Annotated in this window: 20 protein-coding genes; 16 read left to right on the forward strand and 4 right to left on the reverse strand. The window is 69.7% G+C overall.

Annotated features, from left to right (window positions below):
* From FHS88_RS19320 to FHS88_RS19330, 3 genes are read left to right on the forward strand one after another with little or no spacing between them, the layout of a single operon-like run.
* The gene (locus FHS88_RS19320; RefSeq protein ID WP_184487135.1) at positions 1-351 is read left to right on the forward strand and encodes a DUF6950 family protein; all 351 of its coding nucleotides are present in this window, start codon (positions 1-3) and stop codon (positions 349-351) included.
* A gap of 1 nt (position 352) precedes the next feature.
* Positions 353-2,338 carry a phage tail protein gene (locus tag FHS88_RS19325; protein WP_184487136.1) on the forward strand — a complete coding sequence of 662 codons (1,986 nt, stop codon included), beginning with the start codon at positions 353-355 and terminating at the stop codon, positions 2,336-2,338.
* A 9-nt stretch (positions 2,339-2,347) separates the two neighbouring features.
* The gene (locus FHS88_RS19330) at positions 2,348-4,189 is read left to right on the forward strand and encodes a pectate lyase family protein (RefSeq protein ID WP_184487137.1); all 1,842 of its coding nucleotides are present in this window, start codon (positions 2,348-2,350) and stop codon (positions 4,187-4,189) included.
* A gap of 6 nt (positions 4,190-4,195) precedes the next feature.
* Here the strand turns inward: FHS88_RS19330 and FHS88_RS19335 are convergent, their stop codons facing one another.
* Positions 4,196-4,402 (reverse strand): hypothetical protein, encoded by a 207-nt coding sequence (locus FHS88_RS19335; RefSeq protein WP_184487138.1) that lies wholly within the window; start codon positions 4,400-4,402, stop codon positions 4,196-4,198.
* A 228-nt stretch (positions 4,403-4,630) separates the two neighbouring features.
* Between FHS88_RS19335 and FHS88_RS20965 the strand changes: the two genes are divergently transcribed.
* Positions 4,631-4,882: a hypothetical protein gene (locus tag FHS88_RS20965; RefSeq protein ID WP_246420369.1), complete on the forward strand. Its 252-nt coding sequence runs from the start codon at positions 4,631-4,633 to the stop codon at positions 4,880-4,882.
* A gap of 121 nt (positions 4,883-5,003) precedes the next feature.
* On the opposite strand, the gene trxC is transcribed toward FHS88_RS20965, so the two are convergent.
* The 3 genes from trxC to FHS88_RS19355 all read right to left on the reverse strand — a co-directional run bounded on the left by trxC (position 5,004) and on the right by FHS88_RS19355 (position 7,127).
* Positions 5,004-5,429, reverse strand: a complete 426-nt coding sequence (trxC, locus tag FHS88_RS19345) for a thioredoxin TrxC (RefSeq protein WP_184487139.1) — start codon at positions 5,427-5,429, stop codon at positions 5,004-5,006.
* A gap of 124 nt (positions 5,430-5,553) precedes the next feature.
* The gene (locus FHS88_RS19350) at positions 5,554-6,375 is read right to left on the reverse strand and encodes an SDH family Clp fold serine proteinase (protein ID WP_246420387.1); all 822 of its coding nucleotides are present in this window, start codon (positions 6,373-6,375) and stop codon (positions 5,554-5,556) included.
* Entirely contained in the window at positions 6,375-7,127 is a 753-nt protein-coding gene (locus tag FHS88_RS19355) for a rhomboid family intramembrane serine protease (RefSeq protein WP_184487141.1), read from the reverse strand. The genes FHS88_RS19350 and FHS88_RS19355 overlap by 1 nt, the downstream gene beginning before the upstream one ends.
* Before the next feature lie 283 nt (positions 7,128-7,410).
* Here FHS88_RS19355 and mbfA point away from each other — a divergent pair, with 283 nt between their 5' ends.
* From mbfA to FHS88_RS19410, 12 genes are all read left to right on the forward strand, one after another.
* The gene (gene mbfA / locus FHS88_RS19360; RefSeq protein WP_184487142.1) at positions 7,411-8,397 is read left to right on the forward strand and encodes an iron exporter MbfA; all 987 of its coding nucleotides are present in this window, start codon (positions 7,411-7,413) and stop codon (positions 8,395-8,397) included.
* 127 nt (positions 8,398-8,524) lie between these two features.
* Complete coding sequence (locus tag FHS88_RS19365) at positions 8,525-9,649, forward strand: S1C family serine protease (protein WP_246420382.1); 1,125 nt, start codon at positions 8,525-8,527, stop codon at positions 9,647-9,649.
* Positions 9,650-9,732: 83 nt separating this feature from the next.
* Positions 9,733-10,149 (forward strand): phosphate-starvation-inducible PsiE family protein, encoded by a 417-nt coding sequence (locus FHS88_RS19370; protein WP_338146676.1) that lies wholly within the window; start codon positions 9,733-9,735, stop codon positions 10,147-10,149.
* A gap of 76 nt (positions 10,150-10,225) precedes the next feature.
* Positions 10,226-12,100 carry an ATP-dependent zinc metalloprotease FtsH gene (gene ftsH / locus FHS88_RS19375; RefSeq protein WP_184487143.1) on the forward strand — a complete coding sequence of 625 codons (1,875 nt, stop codon included), beginning with the start codon at positions 10,226-10,228 and terminating at the stop codon, positions 12,098-12,100.
* A complete protein-coding gene (locus tag FHS88_RS19380; RefSeq protein ID WP_221244496.1) occupies positions 12,100-14,910 on the forward strand; it encodes an ATP-dependent Clp protease ATP-binding subunit in 2,811 nt (936 codons plus the stop codon). Before ftsH ends, FHS88_RS19380 begins: the two co-directional genes overlap by 1 nt.
* Positions 14,911-15,047: 137 nt before the next feature.
* The gene (locus FHS88_RS19385) at positions 15,048-15,491 is read left to right on the forward strand and encodes an NADH dehydrogenase ubiquinone Fe-S protein 4 (RefSeq protein WP_211842356.1); all 444 of its coding nucleotides are present in this window, start codon (positions 15,048-15,050) and stop codon (positions 15,489-15,491) included.
* A 272-nt stretch (positions 15,492-15,763) separates the two neighbouring features.
* Positions 15,764-16,177 (forward strand): Hsp20/alpha crystallin family protein, encoded by a 414-nt coding sequence (locus tag FHS88_RS19390; protein ID WP_246420384.1) that lies wholly within the window; start codon positions 15,764-15,766, stop codon positions 16,175-16,177.
* A 14-nt stretch (positions 16,178-16,191) separates the two neighbouring features.
* Positions 16,192-16,590 carry an Hsp20/alpha crystallin family protein gene (locus FHS88_RS19395; protein WP_184487147.1) on the forward strand — a complete coding sequence of 133 codons (399 nt, stop codon included), beginning with the start codon at positions 16,192-16,194 and terminating at the stop codon, positions 16,588-16,590.
* 20 nt (positions 16,591-16,610) lie between these two features.
* The gene (locus tag FHS88_RS19400; protein ID WP_184487148.1) at positions 16,611-17,114 is read left to right on the forward strand and encodes an Hsp20/alpha crystallin family protein; all 504 of its coding nucleotides are present in this window, start codon (positions 16,611-16,613) and stop codon (positions 17,112-17,114) included.
* Between the two features lie 421 nt (positions 17,115-17,535).
* Positions 17,536-17,847, forward strand: a complete 312-nt coding sequence (locus FHS88_RS20630; protein WP_211842357.1) for a M48 family metalloprotease — start codon at positions 17,536-17,538, stop codon at positions 17,845-17,847.
* Positions 17,848-17,859: 12 nt separating this feature from the next.
* Positions 17,860-18,492 carry a zinc metalloprotease HtpX gene (locus FHS88_RS20635; RefSeq protein WP_272872854.1) on the forward strand — a complete coding sequence of 211 codons (633 nt, stop codon included), beginning with the start codon at positions 17,860-17,862 and terminating at the stop codon, positions 18,490-18,492.
* 614 nt (positions 18,493-19,106) lie between these two features.
* On the forward strand, positions 19,107-23,822 hold the full coding sequence (locus tag FHS88_RS19410) for a DEAD/DEAH box helicase family protein (protein WP_184487149.1): 4,716 nt from the start codon (positions 19,107-19,109) through the stop codon (positions 23,820-23,822).
* Positions 23,823-23,916: the final 94 nt, after the last annotated feature.

Here is a 23,916-nt window from a genome sequence, read left to right on the forward strand (position 1 = left end):
ATGCGCCATCCGGACTGGGTCGCCCGCCTCGCAGCCCTGCTGCGGGAGGCGGAGGCGCGCGCCTTCCATCCGCGGGAGTGGAACTGCGCGACCTTCGCCCTCGCCGCCGTGGAGGCAGTGACGGGGGAGCGTCCCCGCGTGCGCGTGTGCTCCTCGCTGCTTGCATCGGCTGACAGCGCCGGCTTCCCGCGCGTGGCGCCGCTCCTGGCCGGCACCGGCGACGTCGTACTCGCCCCCGATCCCGACCGCCTCGGCGTGGTGCTCGACGCCGGCCGCGTCGCCTTCGTCGGCCCGCGCGGCTTGCTCCGCGCCCCAATCACCCTCTGCACCCATGCCTGGAGGATCGGCTGAGATGCCCGCTGCCGTTCCCCTCATCGCCGTGGTCGCCGGCGCCGTTGGCTCGGCCGCGGTCGGCGGCGGTATCATCGGCGCCATCGTCGGCGCGGGCGCGGCGATCGGCGTCTCGCTCATCGGCGGCGCGATCTTCCCGCAGAAAAAGCCCCGGCCGCCCGCCTTCTCGGGCGGCTCCACCGCCCAGGAGGCGCAGCAGCGGACCCAGTCCTTCCGTCAGCCCATCGCCGAACACCAGATCGTCCTCGGCCGCGCCAAGGTCTCTGGGCCGATCGTCTTCCTGCACAGCAGCACCGACGACGAGGGCCGCGCCGACGGCTTCTTCCACATGGTCGTGGTCCTCGCCGGCCACCGCGTTCGCGCCATCGGCGAGGTGGTCCTCGGCGACAAGGCAGAGACGGACCCCGCCTTCGCCGGGCTGGTGCGGGTGGACCGCCACCTCGGCCAGCCCGACCAGGCGGCGAACGGGAACCTCATCGCCGAGACCGGCGGGAAGTGGACGGAGCACCATCGCGGCCGCGGCCGGGCCTACCTGGCGCTGCGGCTGAAGCTCCGCCCCGAGGCCTTCCCCTCCGGTCCGCCGAACGTGGCGGCGATCGTCGAGGGCGCGGACACCATCCTTGACCCGCGCACGGGCGCGATCGGCTGGTCCGACAACCCCGCGCTCTGCCTCGCCTGGTACCTGACCGCGCCCTTCGGCTGGAAGGCGGCCTGGGAGGACATCGACCTCCCGGCCCTGATCGCCGCCGCCAACATCTGCGACGAGATCGTCGGGCGGAAGGATGGGACGGCCGAGCGCCGCTACACCGTGAACGGCACGCTCTCGCTCGCCGAGGGCAAGATCGAGATCACCCGCAAGATCGTGGCCAGCATGGCCGGTGTGCTGGTGGTCTCGGGCGGGCGGTTCTTCATCCACGCTGGCGCGCCCGCGCTGCCGGCCGCCAACGTGACCTCGGGCGAGCTGCGCGGCGCGGTGACGGTGCAGGGCTCCCGCCCGCGCCGCGACCTCTTCAACGGGGTCCGCGCCGTCTACGTGGACCCAGCGAAGAACTGGCAGCCGACCGACGCGCCGCCCCTGCTGGCCGCGAACTATGTCACCGAGGACGGCGGCGAGCAGATCTACCGCGACCTCGACTTCCTGCTGACAACCTCGCCCTCAACCGTCCAGCGGCTGATGAAGATCGAGCTCGAGCGCAACCGACGCCAGCGCGCGGTGTCGGTGCAGCTCAACCTCTCGGCCCTGCGGCTGCGGCCCTGGGACGGGGTCCTGGTCGACCTCGACCGGCTGACGCCCTTTCCTGCGAGGGTGGTCGGCTGGCGGCTGGCGCCGGAGGGCGGCGTGGACCTGACGCTCGCCGAGGAGGACGCGGCGGTGTGGGACTGGAACCCCGCCACCGACGAGCGCGCCACCGGCGACAGCCCCTCGGTGGTGCTGCCGCAGCCCGGCGTCATCGCCGCGCCAGCAACGATCGCGGTCGAGACGCCGCAGGCAGTTGCCTTCGCGGCCCTCTCCATCGCCTGGACGCCAGTCGGCTCGGCCTATCTCGCGGGCTACGAGGTGGAGTTCCGCCCCGCCTCCGTCGCGCTGTGGCAGGGCTTCGCGGGCGGGGTGAGCGCGATCTCGGCGACCATCCCCACCGCCGAGCCCACCGCCTTCCGGGTGCGCGCCCAGGCCCGCAGCGGCGCGGTCTCAGGCTGGCGCGAGGCGCTGGTGCCGTCGCCGCCGACCGGGCTGACCGCGATCGGTGTGGCCGGCGGCATCCAGGTCTCCGGCAGCGTGCCGGGTGGCCTGACCCACCTCCAGGTGTTCGAGGCCCCGACGAACGAACTCGCCGCCGCCACCAAGCTGCCGGCCGAGCCGACCGCGCTGCCCTGGACCCGCGCCGGTCTCGCCACCGGTCAGGCCCGCTGGCTCTGGCTGCGCACCGTCTCGCCCGAGGGGAACGTCTCCGCCCTCGCCGGGCCCGTCACCGCCACCGCACTCTGAGGCCGCGCCATGCCCGCCCGCATCGACGACATCCTTGTCCTCGACACCGCCGTCTCCAAGACCGGCCTTGCCAAGTACCTCCGAGACCGCGAGGCCGTGCTGCCCTCCGACTTCGGCGGGCTGGGCGACGGCGTCGCCGACGACACCGCCGCCATCCAGGCGTGCTTCGATCGCGCGGGGGCGGACCAGAAATTCGCGATGATTCCGCCCGGCACCTGGAACGTTTCCGGCACCGTCACCCTGCCAGGCCCCGCGCCCGGCCTGATCATGCAGGGCACCATCCGCTACACGGGCACGGCGCCGACCTCCGTGCTGGTGCTCGGCGACGGCGGCACGGTGCGCAACGGCGAGAAGCTCTACTCAGGGCTGAACGTCATTCGGCAGACCATCTCCGACTGGTCCTCCGAGGCGGACATCGGCATCACCGTGCGCAACGTCGACGCCTCGCAGATCGAGCTGCGGCGGGTGGAAGGCTTCACGATCGGCATGCGGACACTCGGTGATGGCCGCGGTGTCGAGGACAGCACCTTCACCCTCGGCCGCATCGTCAACAACTGCATCGGGCTCGACATCTGGTGCGCGACGGCCACCGCCTGGAACACCTCCAACCGCTACTATGGCGGGCACTTCGCCTGCGCGACCGGGGTGAATGCGGCGCTCGACCGCTTCGGCGTCCGCCTCGGCAACGAGCCCGGCGCGTACTCGAACCACAACCGGCACGTCTTCGACGCGCCGAACTTCGAGCTCCGTCAGGCCGGCAGCAACATCGCCATCCCCTTTCTGAACCAGACATCCGGCAGCGCCATCCACGCCCGTGCCATGCGCATGGAGGCCTGCTCGCCGCTGGCGGCACGCCACACCGCCGGCGCGCAGGATTGCGAGTATGACGTGGCCTGGACCAACACCTACCTGGTCGGCATCGACTACACGGCGACGGCGAACCGCTGCGGCAACGCCGTCATCAACCGGCACCGCGCGCCGGCCTCGCGCTTCCAGCGCTTCCTGGCCGGCGTGCCGAACACCCGCGCCGTAGCCTTCCGGCAGTCGGCGACCGAGATCGGGGTGGAGGGACTGATCGCCCTCGCGACCTCCACCACCACCGCGACCTTCATGGCGGATTTCTGCTTCAACGGGCTGACCGACCTGACGCCGACCGACCGCGCGGTGACGCTGGCGGCGAACCGTGGGCTCGGGTGGATGCTGGACACCTCCCAGGCCAAGGAGTTCGCTCTGGCGCATTGGCTGACGAGCGGCGCTTCGGGCGGGCGGTTGTTCGTGCGGGTGTTCGATGGGGCGGGGAACGTCCGCGAGGACATCGCGGGAGACGTGCTCGCCTCGATCACCACCATGCAGTGGAACGGGCCGGCCAAAGGGTGGAACGCCGGCGCGCCGATGGACGACGCCAACTTGAATCGCCGGCAGACCCTCCGCGTCGGGGCGTCCGTGGCCTATGCGCAGGTGGGCGTGATCGGCTTCGATGGGTCAATCGACCTGCAATCGCTGCGTCTCTACGGGCTGCCGGAGGCGGCGCCCGCGGTGCTGAACGGGACGCCGTTACTGACGGGGGCGCTGTTCGGCTCAGGGCGGCGCGAATTCGCAGCCGAAGTGTCCTGGGATCTGCCGAGCCTGGCGCCGGGGGCCACCGCGCTGACCGACGTCACGGTGAACGGGGCGCGGGCCGGCGACCTGGCAACGGCGTCGCTAGTGTCGTCGACGCGCTTCATCGAGCTCGATGCGGCGGTGTGGTCGAACAACACGGTGCGCGTCATGGCGCGGAACATCTCTGCGGCGACGTTCGATCTGGCGGCAGCGACGCTGTCAGTGGGGGTGACGAAGCGGCGGGTCCCGTGAGCGTGCTCAGAATACGCGGTCGGTCATCAACAATGGCGTATTCGGCGGTACCAAGCCCTGATCACGCGCAAGCGTCCGCGCGAAGAACAGTATGAGCTTTCGGCCGTCGTCATCGACATGGCCCCAGATGCGCAGCATCTCGTCACGCTGCGCGGGGCCTGGCTTGCGGCCAGGGACGCGCTTAGGAGTTGGCGGATTCTGCTCGGTCGCCATTCCGGCGTCTCCAGGCTAACTTGAGGCGGAGATCATGCCCGCTGGTGACGGCCGAGGCCAGGACAGATCTGCCGGCGCGACGCATGTGCAGCCTTCGCGCAGATCGGCATCATCGGCTTCGACGGGCAGATCGAGCTCGAGGGGCTGCGGCTCTACGGGCTGCCGGAAGATGCGCCGGCGGTGCTCTACGGCTGCCCCTCGCTGGCGGCGGGAACGCGGACGCTGGCGGTGGAGACCAGCTGGGACCTGCCGAGCCTCGCGCTCGGCGCGACGGCCAATGTCGACGTCACCGTCCCTGGCGCGCGGCGCGGCGACTTCGCCGACGCCTCGCTCGACACCAGCAGCATCGCGTTTGTGCTGGACTGCCATGTGTGGTCCAACAACAGCGTGCGCGTCACTGCGCGCAACGTCAGCGCCTCGACGGTCGACCTTGCGGCGGCGCCGCTGGCAGTGCGGGTGGTGAAGCGGCGGATGCCGTGATCCGAAACAATCATCGACCGCGACTTTCGCCACATTGCCGCGCACCGTTGGCCCGAAATCTTGTGGCAAGCCGCGCGGCGAATGCTGCGCGTAACGTCCCACGATAGGGCACCATTCCGGCTCAGCCGGCCTGCGCAGAGGCCCAGCGAACGATATCAGCCGACGACATGACGCCGCTGGTGCGGGCGATCTCCTTGCCTGACTTGAACAAGATCATCGTCGGGATCCCTCGGATGCCGAAGCGGCCGGCAATGTCGGCCTCGGCTTCCGTGTCCAACTTGCCGAGGCGGAACCGGGGTTCCAGCATGCGCGACGCGGCATCGAATTGTGGTGCCATGACCTTGCAGGGTCCGCACCAGGCAGCCCAGAAATCGACCAGCAAGGGTAGTTCCGCAGTCACATGCCGCTCGAAGTTGTTCGCCGTCAGGACGACCGGCGCGCCCTGGAACAGGGCCGCGCCACAGCGACCGCAGCGTGGATTTTCGTTGAGGCGCGTCTCCGGAACCCGGTTTGTGGTCGCGCAATCGGGGCAGGCAACGGTTGGCATGGGTTGATCCTCCGCTCGGATGTCTCGTTCTTCATGTACGATGTCGGAATTGACGTCGCGCAGGGCCGAGGCGGAAACCGCGCCGTGACGATCACGACGAATCCGCCCAAGCGGTTGTCCGCCATCACCCTCCCCGTGCCTCACGCTGGCGTGGCTGCGGAAGGTACTCGACGCCGCCGCCCTGCCGCCGCACAGGTTGTGGATACAGCGTCATCAGTTCGAGCACTTCCGGCGGCATCTCCACGGTGACGGGCAGTCCCATCTCCCGCGCCTCCTCGGCGGCGATCGGATAGTCATGCGTCCAGGTCCCGGTCGCCAGGCGGGCAGCCAGCGTCCGGGCCGCCGCCGCCTCCATCTTCTCGGCGAGAAGCCGGGCCGCGGCCGCCTCGACCTGCGCGATCGCCTTGCGGCCGACATCGGCCAGCACGAGGGTCCGGTCGTCCACCTCGGCGATCGGCTTTTCCTCGGCGACCTTGATGATCGAGGCGGCCGGCATGCCGTCAAGCTGCGGATCGATCGGGCCGAGCACGGAATGGCGGCACATGACGATCTGGTCGGCAGCCAGTGCGATGAGCGTGCCGCCGGACATGGCATAATGCGGCACGAAGACCGTCACCTTCCCCTTGTGCCCCTGGATCGCCCGCGCGATCTGCGTGGCCGCCAGCACCAGGCCGCCCGGCGTGTGCAGCACGATGTCGAGCGGCACCTCTTCATCCGTGAGCTGGATCGCGCGCAACACCTCCTCGCTGTCATTGACGTCGATGTAGCGCAGAAGCGGGAAGCCGAGCAGGCTCATCGTCTCCTGCCTGTGGACCAGCAGGATGACGCGGCTGCCGCGGGCCTTTTCGATCTGCGCGATCTTGCGCACCCGCATGGCATCCAGGTAGCGCCGCTGCAGCACGGGCTGCAGGGCCGACAGCATGAGGAACAGCCAGAGAAGATCCATCACGCCCACGGTCCGCCTCCTCCGCTGCGCCGGCCATCCGGCAGGAACCCGTACATACCCTCGTCACGATAGTAGGGCCGATACACGCGCCGCGCCCGCCGGGCGAAGGGGGCGAGGAGCCATCCGGCCAGGAAGCCGCCGATATGTGCCCACCAGGCGATCCCGCCGGAATCCCCCTCTTGGCCCAACGTCAGAAGCCCCGGCACGATCTGCATGAGGAACCAGATCAGCGCGAAGCCGATCGCCCGCACCTCGAAGAAGAACGGAATGAACAGGATCGGCACCACCATCACGAGCCGTGCCGCCGGAAACAGCCGCGCATAGCACCCGATCACGCCGGCGATCGCGCCCGAGGCGCCGAGGGCGGGCACGGTCGAGGCCGGATTGGCCAGCACATGCGCGAGGCCGGCCGCGATGCCGCAGACCAGGTAGAAGGCCAGGAACCGCAGCGCGCCCAGCCGGTCCTCCACGGCGGGCCCGAATATCCAGAGCGTCCACATGTTCAGGATGAGATGGAGCCAGCCGCCATGCAGGAACATGTTGGTCAGGAATGCGCTCCACCCCCCTGCCGGCGCTGCGGGCAAGGCGCCGGAGAAGCGCGCCGGCACCAGGGCGTGGCGGTAGAGAAAGGCCTCCAGCTCGCGCGGCGGCAGCGACGTCTGATGGAGGAACCCGAGGACGCAGGCTCCGATCAGGGACCACACGACGAAGGGCGGGAAGCGGGACGCAACTGTATCCTGCAGCGGCAGCATCGGAGGATCCGGCACAAGGAGGAACCGCCCGTCGCCTGACCTCCGCTCGCCGCCTGGAGGCCTGGGCTTGTGGCGCGCGACGCGATCATGGCATCGGCCGAGCCTCGGCGAAATGCCCCGGCTGGCGCCCCGGTCGTCCCGCCGAACGCCGGTCCGCATCATGGCACATCGTCGCGTTGCGCCGACCCCTACCGATCTACCGAGGTCGGCCGGCCCGGTCGCGGAAGCTGGCCGAAGCGGGTATCGTCCGAACGGTCCTGCCCCCAGCCTCTCCCGGAGCCGCATGCGCCTCATTCCCCTGCCGAGCTTCGGCCGCCGCCGTTTCGCCACCCTCTCGGCGCAGGAGATCCTGGCGCTGGCCATCGCCTCCGAGGAGGAGGACGCGCGCATCTACGCGCTCTATGCCAAGCGGCTGCGCGACTCCTATCCCGAGACCGCCGGCCTCTTCGATGCCATGGCTGCGGAGGAGGACGAGCACCGGCGCCGGCTGATCGACCTCTACCGCGCTCGCTACGGGGACCTCATCCTGCCCATCCGGCGCGAGCATGTCGCGGATTTCTACGCCCGCCGGCCGGTCTGGCTGATCGAGAACCTGGGCCTCGACCGCATCCGCGCCGAGGCATCAGCCATGGAGCGCGAGGCCGAGGCCTTCTACCGCGCCGCCGCCGAGCGGACGACGGATGCCGAGGCGCGCCGGCTGCTCGGCGACCTCGCGGCCGCCGAGGCGCGGCACGAGCGCGGCGTCGAGGCGATGGAGGCCGAGCTCGCGCGCAGCGGGGCGGCGAGCGAGGAGCGGCTCACCGCCCGGCGACAGTTCGTGCTGACCTGGGTGCAGCCGGGGCTGGCCGGGCTGATGGACGGCTCGGTCTCCACCCTGGCGCCCATCTTCGCCACCGCCTTCGCCACCCAGGACCCCTGGACGACCTTCCTGGTCGGGCTCTCCGCCTCGGTGGGCGCGGGCATCTCCATGGGCTTCACCGAGGCCGCGCATGACGACGGCCGGCTTTCCGGCCGCGGCGCGCCCTGGAAACGCGGCCTGGCCTCGGGGGTGATGACCGCGCTCGGCGGCCTCGGCCACGCGCTGCCCTACCTCATCCCGCATTTCTGGACGGCGACGGCGATCGCCATCGCGGTGGTCTTCGTCGAGTTGTGGGCAATCGCCTGGATCCAGAACCGATATATGGAGACCCCGATCGGCCGCGCGGTGTTCCAGGTGGTCCTCGGCGGTAGCCTGGTGCTCGCCGCCGGCATCCTGATCGGCAGCGGGTGATCGGCCGGCGCGCGGCTTCCGCCGGGCCGCTTCAGCGATAGCGTGCGGACGAGGGGTGGGCCTTCTCAGGATCGTGCCGCGGAGGCACCCTGTCCCCGGGAAGGCCGACTGGCGGGGGAGTTCCGCGTTGGACAACGGACGTTTCGTGTTCCGGACCCTGCTGCTGATGCTGGCGGGTCTCGTGCTGATGACGGCCTGGCAGAGCATCCCGCTGATCCAGGCGGAGATCCTTGCGGGGCGAGCCGAGCCGCGGGTGGTGACGCCGCGGGGGGACCTCGCGGAGGATGAGCGTTCGACCATCGCGCTCTTCGAGCAGGCGCGGGGATCGGTGGTGTTCATCGCCACCACCGAGCGCGTGCTCAACCCCTGGACGCGCAACGCGCTGCAGGTGCCGCGGGGGACCGGTTCGGGCTTCCTGTGGGACCGGCTCGGCCATGTCGTCACCAACGACCATGTCATCGCCGGCGCCTCCGGCGCGGTGGTCCGCCTGGCCGATGGCCGCGCCTACAACGCCGTGCTGGTGGGCACGAGCCCGGCCCATGACCTCGCGGTGCTGCGCATCGGCGTCGGCACCGGGCGGCCCGAGCCGCTGCCGATCGGCACTAGCCACGACCTGCGCGTCGGCCAGAAGGTCTTCGCCATCGGCAATCCCTTCGGCCTGGACTGGACGCTGACCACCGGCATCATCTCGGCGCTGAACCGCGAACTGCCCAGCGAGACGGGGGCGGTGATCGAGCGGCTGATCCAGACCGACGCCGCGATCAATCCCGGCAATTCCGGCGGCCCGCTGCTCGATTCCGCCGGCCGGCTGATCGGCGTGAACACCGCCATCTACAGCCCGTCCGGCGCCTCGGCCGGGATCGGCTTCGCGGTGCCGGTGGACACGGTCAACCGCGTGGTGCCGCGCCTGATCGCCCAGGGGCGCTACATCCGCCCCTCGCTCGGCATCCGCGTCGAGGAGCAGCTCAACGCCGCGCTCTCGGCGCGGCTCGGCATCGAGGGCGTCTTCGTGTTCGAGGTCGAGCCCGGCTCGGCCGCGGAGCGCGCGGGGATCCGCCCGGCCCGCCTTGGGCGCGACAGCGGCTTCCAGACCGGCGACGTCATCCTGGAAGTGGAGGGCCGCCCGTTGCGCCGCGTGGCGGAACTGCTCGCCGCGCTCGACCGGCACGCGCCGGGTGATACCCTCACGCTGACGATCCTGCGGGACGGCGCCCGCCTCGGAATCGCGGTCACCTTGGATGCAGGCCGATGACCGAACCGAAACCGTCGCGCGGCAGCCTTGCGCTGTGACGGTCGCTGACCTTCTACGAGAAGTTCGAGCAGTCCGTCATCTTCGTGCTGACGATCCTGATCGCGCTGATCGTGCTGGCCGCGCTGTGGAACCTGCTCAAGCTGGTCGCCACCTCGCTGCTTCTGGTGGACATTTTCGACCCCACGGATCCGGCGGTGTTCCAGACCGTGTTCGGCGCGATCTTCACCGTCGTGATCGCGCTGGAGTTCAAGCGGTCCTTGCTGGTCGTCGTCGAACGGCGATTCGGCATCGTCCAGGTGCGCACGGTGGTGATGATCGCCATCCTCGCGGTGGTGCGGAAGTTCGTCATCCTCGACCTCAGCCAGACCGAGGCGATGAAGCTGCTCGCGCTCGGCGCGGCGATACTGGCGCTCGGCATCGTCTACTGGCTGGTACGCGACCAGGACCGGCGCGAGGCGGAGGTCGCGGCCCTCGAAAGCGCCGAGACGAGGCCGCCCTGATCACCCGCTTCCTTCCCTTGCGGCCGCAGGGCCGTTCGCGCTTCACTCCGCTCCGCGACGGCGGCCGGAGCCCTCAGTGAACAAGCAGCAGCAGATCAACATCTGGTACTGGATCGGGGCCTTCCTGCTGCTCCTGCTCTTCCAGGGCTGGTGGCAGGGCGCATCGGTCACCGAGCGCATCCCCTATTCGCGCTTCCTCGAACTGCTGCAGCAGGACCGCATCGCCGAGGTGCAGGTGCGCCCCGAGAGCATCGTCGGCCGCTACCGCGAGCCGATCGACGGGCGAACGCATTTCCTGACCACCATCGTGCCGGAGGACCTCACGCGCCGGCTCGAGCAGTCGAGCGCGCGCTACGACGGCACCATCCAGAATACCTTCCTGACGAACCTGCTCTCCTGGGTGGTGCCGGCGGTCGTCTTCTTCGGGCTGTGGATGTTCGTCTTCCGCCGTGTGGCGGAGAAGCAGGGCTTCGGCGGGCTGATGGCGGTCGGCAAGTCCAAGGCCAAGGTCTATGTCGAGAAGGACACCGGCGTCACCTTCGACGACGTCGCCGGCGTGGACGAGGCCAAGGCCGAGCTGCGCGAGATCGTCGATTTCCTGAAGCAGCCCGAGAAATACGGCCGGCTCGGCGCGCGCATCCCGAAGGGCATCTTGCTGGTCGGCCCCCCGGGGACGGGCAAGACGCTGGTCGCGCGCGCCGTGGCCGGCGAGGCGGGGGTGCCCTTCTTCTCCATCTCCGGCTCCGAATTCGTCGAGATGTTCGTCGGCGTCGGCGCCGCGCGCGTGCGCGACCTCTTCGAGCAGGCGCGCAAGGCCGCGCCCTGCATCATCTTCATCGACGAACTGGATGCGCTCGGCCGCCGCCGCGGCGCCGGCGCCTTCGGCGGCGGCCATGACGAGAAGGAGCAGACGCTCAACCAGCTGCTGACCGAACTCGACGGCTTCGACCCGCGCGAGGGGATCGTGCTGCTCGCCGCCACCAACCGGCCCGAGATCCTCGACCCCGCGCTGCTGCGCGCCGGGCGGTTCGACCGCCAGGTGGTCGTGGACCGACCCGACAAGTCCGGCCGCGCCGCCATCCTGCGGGTGCATCTCAAGAAGGTGAAGCACGAGGGGCTGGATATCGAGCAGATCGCCGCGCTGACGCCAGGCTTCTCGGGCGCGGAGCTCGCCAACCTGGTGAACGAGGCGGCGATCCAGGCGACCCGCCGCGGCGCCGAGGCCGTGACCATGGCCGATGTCACCGCCGCGATCGAGCGCATCGTCGCCGGCCTCGAGCGCAAGGGGCGCGTGCTGAACCCGAAGGAGCGCGAGGCGGTGGCCTGGCACGAGATGGGCCATGCGCTCGCCGCCGCCTCCCTGCCCGGGGCGGACCCCGTGCACAAGGTCTCGATCATCCCGCGCTCGATCGGCGCGCTCGGCTACACCATGACGCGGCCCACCGAGGACCGCTTCCTCATCACCCGGCGCGACCTCGAGAACCGCATGGTGGTGCTGCTGGCCGGCCGCGCGGCCGAGGACCTCGTGCTCGGAGAGATCTCGACCGGCGCGGCGGACGACCTCGCGCGCGTGACCGACATCGCGCGCCAGATCGTCACCCGCTTCGGGATGCACCCCTCGCTCGGCCAGGCGGTGCTGGAGCCCGAGCGGCAGAGCTTCCTCGGCGACGGACTGCCGGGCCTCACGCCGCGCGACTATTCGGAGGCCACCGCGCGCGAGGTGGATGTCGCGGTGCGCGGACTGATCGACGAGGCCTATGCGCGCGCCAAGGCGCTGCTGGCGGAACGCCGCGGCGACCTCGAGGCCGGCACGCGGCTGCTGCTGGAGCGCGAGACGATCACGCCTGACGACTTCCCGCCGCTGCGGCAGGCGCGCACGGCGGCTGGCGATCAACAGGGCAACACGGGATCCGCTGCCGCGGCGGCGGATCAAGAGAAGGAGCGGACGTGATGGACGGCAAGTGCGATGTCTGCGGGCGGCAGGCGACGGTGCGGGTGCGCGCCGTGGTCAATGGCGAGCGGCAGGATCTGGAGCTCTGCGACACGCATTACCGCGAGTTGCTGCGCCGCCAGGGGCGCACGGCCTCGCCGCTCGAATCCCTCTTCGGGCGCCATGGCAGCCTGTTCGAGGAGTTCTTCGGCGACCGCCCCTTCGGAAGCCTCCTGGGCGGCTTCAGCGGGGCGGCCCCTGGCGGGGAGGAGGACGAGGAGGTCGTCGACGCGACCTTCGGCGATACGCCTGCCCAGCCGGCGCCGAGGCGCCGCGGCCAGCGCGGCACGGCGCGCAGGGCGGGCGGCCGGTTCGCCGAACGCCTCAGCGACCAGGCGGAGCGGCTGCTGCAGGAGGCGGCGCGCCACGCCTCCGAGATGGGGCGGCCCGAGGTGGACACCGAGCACCTGCTGCTGGCGCTGACCGGCTCGGAGGTGGTCAAGACCGTCCTCGGGCAGTTCAAGATTTCGACGGATCAGCTCCGGACGCAGATCGAGCAGGAGGCGAAGCGCGGCGAGAAGCCGCATGAGGGCGCGACCGGCGTGGCGCCCCGCGTCAAGGACGCGCTGAGCCGCGCCTTCACTGCCTCGACCGACATGGGCCATTCCTATGTCGGGCCGGAGCATCTGCTGATCGGCCTCGCCGAGGAGGGCGAGGGGCTGGCGGCCAACATCCTTCGCAAGCTCGGCCTCACGCCGCAGGCGCTGCGCCAGCAGGTCGCCCGCGTGGTCGGCAAGGAGGGGGCGGAGGAGGGCCGCGCCGAAGCGCCCACCAACACGCCCGAACTCGACAAGTATTCGCGCGACCTGACGAAGATGGCGCGCGACGGCAAGCTCGACCCCGTCATCGGCCGGGCACAGGAGATCGAGACGACGATCGAGATCCTCGCCCGCCGCAAGAAGAACAACCCCGTGCTGATCGGCGAGCCGGGCGTGGGCAAGACCGCGATCGTCGAAGGCCTTGCGCAGCGGATCGTGGATGGCGAGGTGCCCGAGGCGCTGCGCGGCAAGCGGCTGGTGGAGCTGAACATCAACTCGATGGTCGCCGGCTCGAAATACCGCGGCGAGTTCGAAGAGCGGGTGCAGAAAATCCTCAAGGAGGTCACCGAGCACCAGGGCGAGATGATCCTCTTCATCGACGAGATCCACACCATCGTCGGCGCCGGCCAGGGCGGCGGGGAAGGCGGGCTCGACATCGCCAACGTGTTCAAGCCGATGCTCGCGCGCGGCGAGCTGAACCTGATCGGCGCCACCACGCTCAACGAATACCAGAAGCACATCGAGAAGGACGCCGCGCTGGAGCGGCGCTTCCAGCCGGTGATGGTGGCGGAGCCGACCGTCGCGCAGGCGATCATGATCCTGCGCGGCCTGCGCGACACCTTCGAGGCGCACCACAAGGTGACGATCACCGACGAGGCGATCATCGCCGCCGCCGAGCTCTCCGACCGCTTCATCCAGGGCCGCTTCCTGCCCGACAAGGCGATCGACCTGATCGACCAGGCGGCGGCGCGGGTGAAGCTCTCGGCCACCGCGCGCCCGGTCGAGGTGCAGGAGATCGAGGCGGAGCTGCACCAGCTCAAGCGCGAGCAGGACTATGCCGCCTCCCGCAAGCAGTACGAGAAGGCGGCGGAACTCGGCAAGCAGATCGAGGCGAAGGAGGCGCGCCTCAAGGAGCTGGTCGAGGCCTGGGAGAAGGACCGCGCCACCGGCTCGGCCGAGGTGCGGGCGAGCCACGTCGCGCAGATCGTCTCCAAGCTCACCGGCATCCCGGTCAGCGAGCTGACCGAGGCCGAGCGCGAGAAGCTGCTGAAGATGGAGGAACGGCTGCACCAGCGCGTGATCGGTCAGGAGCAGGCGATCAAGGCCGTCTCGGACGCCGTGCGGCTGGCGCGCGCCGGGCTGCGGGAGGGCTCGAAGCCGGTCGCCACCTTCCTCTTCCTCGGGCCCACGGGGGTGGGCAAGACCGAGCTCGCCAAGGCGCTGGCCGAGGTGGTCTATGGCGACGAGGGCGCGCTGCTGCGCATCGACATGTCAGAGTACATGGAGAAGCACACGGTCGCCCGCCTGATCGGGGCGCCGCCGGGCTATGTCGGCTATGACGAGGGCGGGCAGCTGACCGAGAAGGTGCGCCGCAAGCCCTATTCGGTGATCCTGCTCGACGAGATCGAGAAGGCGCACCCGGATGTCTACAATGTGCTGCTGCAGGTCTTTGACGATGGGCGGCTCACGGACGGCAAGGGGCGGGTGGTGGACTTCACCAACACCATCATCATCGCCACCTCGAACCTCGGCTCCGATCGCATCCAGAAGCGGCTGCATCTGCGCGGCACGGCGGCCGAACAGCCGGAGAAGCTCAAGGAGGAGCTGATGGAGGTCCTGCGCGGGCACTTCCGTCCGGAGTTCCTCAATCGCATCGACGAGATCATCGTCTTCCACGCGCTTTCGAAGGCGGAGATCCGCCAGATCGTGCTGCTGCAGCTCGAGCGGGTGAAGCGCACGGCGGCAAGCCAGGGCGTGACGGTCGAGCTCGACGACAGCCTGGTCGAGATGCTCGCCGCCGAAGGCTACCGCCCCGAATACGGCGCGCGGGAACTCAAGCGTCAGATCCGCAGCCTCGTCGAAACCCGGCTCGCGCGCGCCATGCTGGGCGGGGAGGTGGCGAAGGGCGACACGATCCGCCTGCGCTGGGATGCGACGGCCGAGCAGGTCGTGATCGAGGCGGCGGCGAAACCCGGCGGGGATGACGCCAAGGCCGCCGAAGCGGCCCAGTAGGCGGCATCATGACGAGCGGGACGCCCCCGGCCGATGCGAGCGGCTCCGCTGTGGTGGCCGGGGCGTCCGGAACGCGGCTGGCCGTCGCGCCGGACGCGGGCATGTGGCGCCCCGTCCCCGTGATGCCGGGCGGAGGGATGACTGCGCCGTATGGCGGCCCACCAAAGGTCTGGATCTACCAGCCGGGCCGGTCCGTCAACCGATCTGCACCCGGCCGAAGCCGATGGGTGCTGGAGTTCCTGCCCGCGGAGGCGCCCGGCCGGAACCTCACGGTGCGCCGGGCTCCGGCCAGCGATCCCCTCGCGCATCTGCGGATCGAGTTCCCCGATCGGATGAGCGCGATCGCCTTCGCGGAGCGGCACGGCTGGCCCTACGAAGTGAACGAGCCGCCGCCGAGGCGCATCCGCTACAGGAGCTATGCCGACCAGCTCCGATACGACCTCGGTGATGCCATCGGGCGCGTCTTGCCCTGGCTAGGGGCGGGCAACGGCCAGTCCCGACCCGATCCGGTCGAGGAGGCGAGCCTCGAGTCCTTCCCGGCCAGCGATCCGCCTGCCTGGACAGGGGTGAGGCTCGCATGACCTGCACGCCCGATGTCCCGACGCCGTCTGATCCTGCCGGCGCCAGGGGGGCAGGCGACGGTGATGCCGCTGGCCGGCATGGCGGGGCTGGCCTTGCACAGCAGCCACGGCAGTCGATGCCACGCGAGGGCCGGCGCGGACCTCGCTGGTCAAGCCGTGGGCGCCGCGCGATCTCCACGCCTGCCTTCGGCCGCTCGCGGATCTTCGCCCGGGGGCCGTTCACCAGGGGACGCGCCGCGTCCCGCAACCAGGAGGAGCCGATGTTGCATCCGATGACGCTCTACCGTGCCGATCCCTTCGCCTTGCTGCGACGCTTCGGCGAGACGCTCGATCGCATGCCGTTCGGGACCGCCGCCCCGGCCTTTCCGCCCCTGAATCTCTGGCAGAACGAGGCGGCGGTGGCGATCGTTGCCCAAGTCCCGGGTGTGGCCCCGGAGGACATCGAGATCACGGCCAAGGATGATGTCCTGACGATCACTGGTCAGCGGCGGCCGCCCGAGATGCCCGAGGGGGCCGTCTGGCACCGGCGCGAGCGCGCCTTCGGCCGATTCACCCGCATCGTCCGCCTGCCCTTCGCAGTCGATCCGTCGCAGGTCGAGGCCCGCTTCGCGAACGGCGTGCTCACCATCGCCCTGCAGCGTCCCGAGGATCAACGTCCGCGCCGGATCGAGATCAAGGCCGGTTGAGAGGAGCGACACCGATGAATGCCGAAACCGAAGCCGGCGCTGTCTCCCCGGCGGCCGCGGGAGCCGAGCCGACCCGCAACGTGCGCATGTGGCGCCCGCTCACCGATGTCGTGGAGACGGCAGAGGGCATCGTGCTGATGATCGAGATGCCGGGGGTGGTCGCCGACGACGTCGACATCACGCTGGAGCGGCGAGTGCTCACCGTGCGCGGCCGCGGAAGCAGCCCGCAGCCCGATCGCCTCCGCCTCGTCCACCTCGAGTTCGAGCCGGGGGACTACGAGCGCAGCTTCGTCCTGTCGGAAGACTTCGATGCCGCGCGCATCGAGGCCGTGCTGAAGGACGGTGTGCTGACGTTGCGGTTGCCTCGCGCGGCCGAGGCGCAGCCCAGCAAGATCCAGGTCAAGGCCGCCTGAGCGGCAACGGAGAGGATGTCATGCAGATCAAGGATCTGATCCCTTGGGCCCGGAAGGGTGACCAGCCCGAGCAGAAGGCCGCCGAGCAGAGCCCGATCGCGGCGCTGCAGCGGGAGATGAACCAGGTCTTCGAGAACTTCATGAACCGCTTCGGGAAGCCGCTCGCGGGGCTCGAATGGCCCTGGGGCCAGAGCGAGGCGAAATCGGATGTGGTGCAGACCGACAACGCCGTGGAGATCTCCATCGAGCTTCCGGGCATGGAGATGAAGGATATCGAGCTGACGGTCGGGGACGACGTCCTGACCGTGAAGGGCGAGAAGCGCATCGAGCGGCAGGAGGAGAAGAAGGGCTACTACCTCTCCGAGCGCAGCTATGGTGCGATCTATCGCGCGATCCCGCTGCCTCCTGGCGTCGATGGCAGCAAGGCGGAGGCCAGCTTCAAGAACGGGGTGCTGACCATCCGGCTGCCGCAGACGCCGGAGGCGCAGGCCAAGGTCAAGCGGATCGAGGTGAAGGCGGGCTGAGATGCGCCGCGGCGGGGCGTGGCAAGGCACATGCCCCGCCCTCCGCTCCGCCTCGGGATCAAAAGGGTCCGGTCACGACCGTGCCCGGCCGCGATGCAGGCCGCCGGACCGCGGGGCACCGATGTCCGGCATTGCCGACGGCGTGCCCGTGAGGCCGGTGGATCTCGACCGCGCAGGGCGGGGGCTCCCACGAGGCACTGACCTGGGGCGCGCTCGACAGGCTGCCGGCCGATCCGCGGATCGCGATCTGCAAGATCGGCGGCACCGGCGCAGGGGGACGCCGGATGTCGTCGTGCGGTGCGATGGCTGGATGCGGGGCGGACGTGAAGGTGGGCGTGAGGCATCACGTTCGCAGGCCGGGTTCTGGCGCGCGTCGTGCTGAATATGCTTGGCGTTCCGCCCGGGAGATTCTGATTACGATATGTTCCATTTCGTCATCGCCCCCACGCTGGCCCACCGGCTGAACAACCTCGCGCAGACGGTCCTGCTGCTCGGCGGCATGGCTGCGATCGCCTGGCTCGTCGTCGGCATGATCGCGGGCCCCGAGACGACCTTCGTCATCGTTGCGGTGATGACCGGAGGGCTCCTCTTCGCGCCCACGCTGTCGCGCGAGCTTCTGCTGCGCGGCTACCGCGCGCGGCAACTCGGCGCACGCGACTGGCCCGAGGGCTTCGCGTTGCTCGAGACCCTGTCCGCACGCGCCGGACTGCCGCGCTGCCCGGAACTCTGGTAAGTCCCTAGCCAGCTGCCGAATGCGTTCGCGATGGGAAATCCGGAGGATAGCGTCGTCTGCGTTTCGGACGGTCTCTTTCGTCTCCTGTCCCCACGCGAGATGGCGGGAGTTCTTGCGCATGAGATCGCGCATATCGCGCATCGCGACCTGTGGCTCATGGGCCTTGCGGACACCATGTCGCGGGCGGTTTCGCTGGCGAGCTGGCTCGGACAGATCCTGCTTTTCGCGAACCTGCCCCTGATCGTCGTGGGAGCGGTGACGCTTCCCTTGATCGCGCCGCTGGCCCTTGCTTTCTCGCCGACCGTGATGGCCCTGCTTCAGCTCGCGCTGTCGCGAAGGCGCGAGTTCGATGCCGATCTCGGGGCGGTGCGGCTGACGGGCGACCCCGAGGGCCTCGCCTCGGCTCTGACCAAGCTTGAGCGTCGGGTCGGGCGTTTCTGGGAGGAGATGTTCCTGCCGGGGCGCCGGATCCCCGAACCGTCACTCCTGCGCACGCACCCGCCAACGGAGGAGCGGATCAGGAAGCTGCGATCACTGCTGGGTCCGCGGGGTGGGGATCTCGCCATTCCGCCTCACAGGGAGTTCGGGCTCGAAGTGCCTCGCCCGCAGGCACCTCGCTTTCATCGATCGGGCTTCTGGTATTGAGGAAGGTGCAGTCCAGAGAATTTCAGTTCCCGGTTCCCACCGCTGCTCCAGTCGCCCCGATCCCGAATCCTCTCCGCCAACGTTACCGCCACGCTGAGGCGCAGGTTTGGCCGTAGTTGGGCGGCAGGGTTGATACTTCGATGCCGCAACGAGAGGCCTCGGGCCGTCTCTCTCCGCCCTTCTCTCTCCGGACCTTGGGACGTGGGCGGTTCGGTCTACAAGGGTCAGGAGCCTGATTTTCCATCGCTTTGTGGCCATTAGGGCGCTTCGGATTCGGCAATCCCACCGGCCGGGCGATCGCCCCAAACCGCTGAATCCACCGCCTCGCCCCCAAGCCCTCCCCGCCATGTCTCGCATTTTGAGCGCCTTGGGGCATGGTGTTACCGTTCCGTCATGACGGACGCATCGGCGAAGCGCCCGAATCGGGAGCGGCATGCATGACGGAGACGGAGGCTGACACCTGCCGCGGCCATGATGCGGGCGCCCGCCGCTGCGCTCGCTCACGCTTTCGGCTGTCAGCCTCGCTGCAGGAACAAAGAGCCTCCTGCCGCCTACCGCCCCCTGTCGGAAGCGCCCAGCCGCGACCTCGCGGCCTCGCAGCCGCCTGAGCTCAGATGCAGGATCTCGCGGCCTATCTCGACGAACTGTGCCAGCGCACGAGGGCCGGGTGGACGGCCAACCCTGATCTCGTGGAAGTCGATGCGAGACGTGAGGCAAACCTCCTCTCGACGGGATATGGCGATCGGCAGATCGCGGAGCTGGTTCAAAACGCGGCAGACGCCGCCATGCGCTCGGCCTCTGCACGAATCGAACTCCGTCTGACCGCCAGCCACCTCTATGCCGCCAACACGGGAGACCCTGTCTCGCCAGAGGGCGTGCGCGCGCTGATCAACGGCGATCTCTCGCCCAAGGGCGGGGAGGAGATCGGCCGCTTCGGCCTCGGCTTCCGTAGCCTGCTTCGCCTCGGCGGCCGGGTGGACGTTCATTCTGCGGGTATCGCCTTCCGTTTCGATCCGGCCTGGTGCAGCGCCGAGGCGCGGCGGGCAGGAGGCTTGCCTCCCGAAGTGCCTGCGCCCGGCTTCCGCTTGGCGCAGCGTCTGGACGCGGCGGCAGAGCGAGCGGCCGACCCGATGCTGGCCGAGCTTCGTGGCTGGGCGGACACCGTGATCCGCGCCGACCTCGCGGCACCCGACGCGGCCGAGGCGATGCGCCGCGAGATGGACCGTTTTCCGGCCGAGTTCCTGCTTTTTGCCGTGCCGGACATCCAGCTCGATCTGCTGCTGCCCGACGGCGCCCGCTGCCTGCGCCGCCGTCGTCGCGGCGCGCTCATGCGCTTGCGGGACGGCGACCGCGCGTCCTCCTGGCGGCTTTTCCAGGAGCGTGTGACGATCGACGACGAGGCGGCGCGCCGCGACGCCGGCGCCCTTCAGGCGCGCGATGCGGTGACCATCACCTGGGCCGTGCCCCTGCGCGGACCCAGGCGAGGCGGGCAGCTCTGGAATGCCTTTCCGACCAGGACGGCCAGCGTCGTGCCGGGAATCCTCGACACCCGCTGGAAGCTCAACAGCGACCGGACCGCTCTGACCGGCGAGGACTGGAATGCCGCGCTGATGCGCCGTGCCGCGACGCTCATCGCGCGCAGCCTCCCCGCGCTGGTGCGGAACGCGGATCTGGGGCTGCCGCTCGAGGCGCTCCCGCGCGAGCTCGAGCGGCGGGACGAGCCCGCCGCGCCGCTGCATGACGCGCTGTGGCAGGCCGTGCGGGACATCGCCTTCCTGTCCGACGGAACAGGCGGCCTCCGCCGGCCGACGGAACTTCACCGACCGCCTCTCGACGACAGCACGCTCCAGGAACGCTGGGAAACGGTCGCGGCAACAGAACAGCGGGCCGCGACGGTCCATCACGCCTGCATTTCCTCGGCCGATCGGCGCCCGCGGCTCGAGCGGCTGGCGAGAGCGCTGCGGGACGGAGGGATCGAAAGAGACGAGGAGGGGAAAGCCGAAGAGTTCCACGGCAGGGAGGAGGCCTCGCCGGAACAGGAAATGCCGTGCCTCGCCAGGTGGGCGCCCGAGCATTGGCTCGCCGCGATCGCCGATCCCGCCCCTGAGCGCGGACGCGAGGCGGTGCTGCTCGCCTCGGACCTCCACTCTCGGAACGAGCTGCACCTGCACCGCCTGCGCGCACTGGCGATCATCCCCACCGAGGAGGGCGGCTTGGCCAGCGCCTCGAACATGGTCCTGCCCGGCGGCGCGGTGCCCCGCGGGCGCAAGGCGGTGCACCCCGAACTCGTCGCCGACCAGGCGGTGCGCGAAGCGCTCGAACAGGTCTTCCGCATCGGCAGGATGGATGACGCGGCTTGGCGCATGCTCCTTGAGCAGACGTGGGGCGCAAACGGCGCGCCAAGTAGGCAGGACTGGGGCGCCGGTTGGGATCTGCTTCTGAGCGCCCCGGAGCCGGTGCGCCGCGACTTCGTCGCGACGCGCGCCGACCGGCTCCGCTTCCTCACCCGGGCCGGCACGTGGTGCACGCGCGACGACGTGTTGCTGCCGGGGTGCATCGTGACCGAAGAGGAAGCCCAGGCCCATGCGAAGGTGCTCCTCGATCCGGCGTTTGCTGACCGGGCAAGCTCTATTCTGGCTGACCTGGGGATCGGGGACACGCCGCCCGACGAGCGGCGGAAAGAGGAGCGCATGGGGTGGCCGGCGCCGCCTTGGCTTGCCTCACTGGATTCCGACGCGGCTGCGTTCTACCGGAAGACGCAGAGGCCGGCCACGAGCCCCCAGTCCGATACGCTCGGCTACCTCAGGCCCGTCGAGCACCCCGCGGGTCTTGGATTGCTGGCAAAGCTCGAGAGGGGAGGCAAGGCCAGGCTCACCCAGCTCTTCTTGGAGCGTCTTCGCAAAACGCCGACGCAAAAGTGCATGGTCGGTGGCCGGGGAAGCGAAGCGACCCGAAACAGGTATCTGCCAATACCGGCCCCTGACCCTGCCGCATGGTGCCTCTGGAAGGAGGGGATGGTTGAGCTCGGCGGAACCTGCGTCCAACTCGCGGACATCATGGCTCTGCTGCGCGCGCTGACCGAGGAGGAGCGTACTGCCTTCGGCTCCCTTCTGCCCGACGACGTGCCGCTGCGCGAGCGGTGGGTCAAGGACTGGCCGGAGCCCGGGGGCTCAAGTGCATCCGCGTGGCAAGCCCTGCTCCATCCCGACTTCGGCATGTCGCCCGACGAACGCCGCGCGGTGTGGGAGGCCGCCGCGCGACGCGGCTTTTTCCCACAGCGGGTGCGGTGGCGACCGGATGCGTCGGCGGTCCCGCTCACCGAGATCCTGGTGTCGTCGAGCGCGGACGACCTTGCGCTTGCTGAGAATGCCGGCATTCCCTGCGTCGTTCTCGCTCGAGACGCGGCTGATGCATGGGTCAAGCAGGGGGCGCGCGACGCGAGCAAGGACATCGAAACGCGGGCAATCGGTGCGCCGGCCGACTGGATCGCCGCGGGCCGCTACATCCCGGGGCTTGCGGACTTCATCCAGGGCGAGGGTCCAGCCATCGGCTTCGTCGAGCGAGTCGAGCGCAGGCTGATGCACGTCGCCACGCCCGGCGACATCCTCACGGACGGCGACAGGATCCTGGTCAGCCGGTCATGGACCGAGCAAACGCCCTGGCAGGAGGTGCTGCGCAGGCTCCTGGAGGCCGTCGCTGCGGTCTCTCCGCTGTCGAAGCCCTTCGAGGAGTTGTTCGCGAAGCTCGACCGCAGCGAGGCCGACAGGCGACGTGCCGCGGTGCGCGAGGCAGCCGATCTGCCCCATCGGCTTCTCAGGGCGGTCCGAAACCCCGCTGCCTTGATGAGCAGGCTGCCGGATGCCGCGCGCGATGCGCTCGAGCAGGAGGTTTCCGACCTCCGCCTCGCGAACGTGTTCTTGGATGTTAACGGCTCCGCGGCGCTTCGCGTCCTGACAGAGGAACTTCGGGACTTCGGGCTTTCGCCGCCGACTCGATGGGGCACGGACGATGCTCGGCAGTTCGTCCAGGCGCTCGGGTTTCCGGTGAGCTTCGCCGGCGCCGCGAGGCCGCGGCTGGCCGCGGAGGAGCTGATCCCGGGCCCGCAGCCTTTGCCGCCGCTGCACGACTACCAAGAGGATGTCCTGCACGAGCTCGACGGCCTTCTAACGTCCGCTGCGGATCGCCGGCGGGCCGTCCTCAGCTTGCCGACCGGTGCGGGCAAGACCCGCGTCGCCGTCGAGGCCGCGGTCCGAGCCGTCCTGAGCGGAGGTGGTCAGCGACCTCTGGTGCTGTGGGTGGCGCAAACCGAGGAGCTGGGTGAGCAGTCCGTGGACGCTTTTCGCCGTGTCTGGCGGGCGAAGGGATCGCCCGAGGCCGATCTGCGTGTCGTCCGCCTGTGGGGTGGGCAGCCCACGCCACCTGAGGGAGAACCCGATCGGCCGACGGTCGTCGTCACGCTGATCCAGACGGCGAGGACGCGCATCCCGCAGAACGGACTGCACTGGCTGCGCGCCGCACGGATGATCATCGTCGACGAGAGCCACCACGGGATCGCTCGCAGCTACACGGAGGTGCTCGACGCCCTCGGGGTCGCGACAGGACAGAAACGCAGCCGCGATCAGGAACCCGTTCTCCTGGGCCTCACTGCCACGCCTTTCCGCAGCGGCGACCAGGAGGAGTCGGAGCGCCTCGCGCAGCGCTTCGATTGCCGTGTCGTGCCGCGCGAACAGGCGGCGCTCCACCAGACGCTTCGAAACCGGGAGTTCCTGGCCGATGTCGTGATGGAGCCGATCACGTTCACGCAGCCGTTCCCCCTGACGGCGGAGGAACGGGAGCACTTCGAGACCTTCGAAGACTTGCCGACCTCCGCGCTGGAACGTCTCTCGAAGCAAGCCGATCGAAATGACGCGATCGAGCAAGCGATTGAACAGGCGCCCGAGAGGTCGATCCTGCTTTTCGCCAACAGCGTGGCGCACGCCGTTGCGCTGACGGCACGCCTCAGCCTGCGTGGGATCCGAGCGCGCGCGGTAAGCTCCGAGACCGACCTCTCAGCGCGGCGGGAAGCGGTCGCGGCATTCAGACGAGGGGAAGTGCGCGTGGTCTGCAACGCGGCGGTCTTCACGACCGGCTTCGATGCGCCTGGCGTCGAGATGATCCTGATATCGCGCCCGGTTTTCTCTCCGGTCCGCTTCATGCAGATGGTCGGACGCGGTCTGCGCGGACCGAAGAACGGCGGGACCTCCAAATGCCGGGTCGTGACGGTGCGGGACAACATCGATGTCTACCGGGGCCGCGACCCGCTTGAATGGTGGCGGCGATACTACGAGTGATACGTCCTGCATCAGAATTTGACCTGTGCGTAGGCGCGTGAGGCGATGGCGGTGATGCGCTCGGGCTGATCGGCGAGCCAGTTCCAGGCGTCGC

This window comes from Neoroseomonas alkaliterrae (assembly GCF_014199195.1).
Classification (GTDB): domain Bacteria; phylum Pseudomonadota; class Alphaproteobacteria; order Acetobacterales; family Acetobacteraceae; genus Neoroseomonas; species Neoroseomonas alkaliterrae.

Excerpts from the sequence above, each read along its gene's own strand:
- FHS88_RS19320 (WP_184487135.1), top strand. The coding sequence starts at position 1 with ATGCGCCATCCGGACTGGGTCGCCCGCCTCGCAGCCCTGCTGCGGGAG.
- FHS88_RS19325 (WP_184487136.1), top strand. The coding sequence starts at position 353 with ATGCCCGCTGCCGTTCCCCTCATCGCCGTGGTCGCCGGCGCCGTTGGC.
- FHS88_RS19330 (WP_184487137.1), top strand. The coding sequence starts at position 2,348 with ATGCCCGCCCGCATCGACGACATCCTTGTCCTCGACACCGCCGTCTCC.
- FHS88_RS19335 (WP_184487138.1), bottom strand. The coding sequence starts at position 4,402 with ATGGCGACCGAGCAGAATCCGCCAACTCCTAAGCGCGTCCCTGGCCGC.
- trxC (WP_184487139.1), bottom strand. The coding sequence starts at position 5,429 with ATGCCAACCGTTGCCTGCCCCGATTGCGCGACCACAAACCGGGTTCCG.
- FHS88_RS19350 (WP_246420387.1), bottom strand. The coding sequence starts at position 6,375 with ATGGATCTTCTCTGGCTGTTCCTCATGCTGTCGGCCCTGCAGCCCGTG.
- FHS88_RS19355 (WP_184487141.1), bottom strand. The coding sequence starts at position 7,127 with ATGCTGCCGCTGCAGGATACAGTTGCGTCCCGCTTCCCGCCCTTCGTC.
- mbfA (WP_184487142.1), top strand. The coding sequence starts at position 7,411 with ATGCGCCTCATTCCCCTGCCGAGCTTCGGCCGCCGCCGTTTCGCCACC.
- FHS88_RS19380 (WP_221244496.1), top strand. The coding sequence starts at position 12,100 with ATGGACGGCAAGTGCGATGTCTGCGGGCGGCAGGCGACGGTGCGGGTG.
- FHS88_RS19385 (WP_211842356.1), top strand. The coding sequence starts at position 15,048 with ATGACTGCGCCGTATGGCGGCCCACCAAAGGTCTGGATCTACCAGCCG.
- FHS88_RS19390 (WP_246420384.1), top strand. The coding sequence starts at position 15,764 with ATGACGCTCTACCGTGCCGATCCCTTCGCCTTGCTGCGACGCTTCGGC.
- FHS88_RS19395 (WP_184487147.1), top strand. The coding sequence starts at position 16,192 with ATGAATGCCGAAACCGAAGCCGGCGCTGTCTCCCCGGCGGCCGCGGGA.
- FHS88_RS19400 (WP_184487148.1), top strand. The coding sequence starts at position 16,611 with ATGCAGATCAAGGATCTGATCCCTTGGGCCCGGAAGGGTGACCAGCCC.
- FHS88_RS20630 (WP_211842357.1), top strand. The coding sequence starts at position 17,536 with ATGTTCCATTTCGTCATCGCCCCCACGCTGGCCCACCGGCTGAACAAC.
- FHS88_RS19410 (WP_184487149.1), top strand. The coding sequence starts at position 19,107 with ATGCAGGATCTCGCGGCCTATCTCGACGAACTGTGCCAGCGCACGAGG.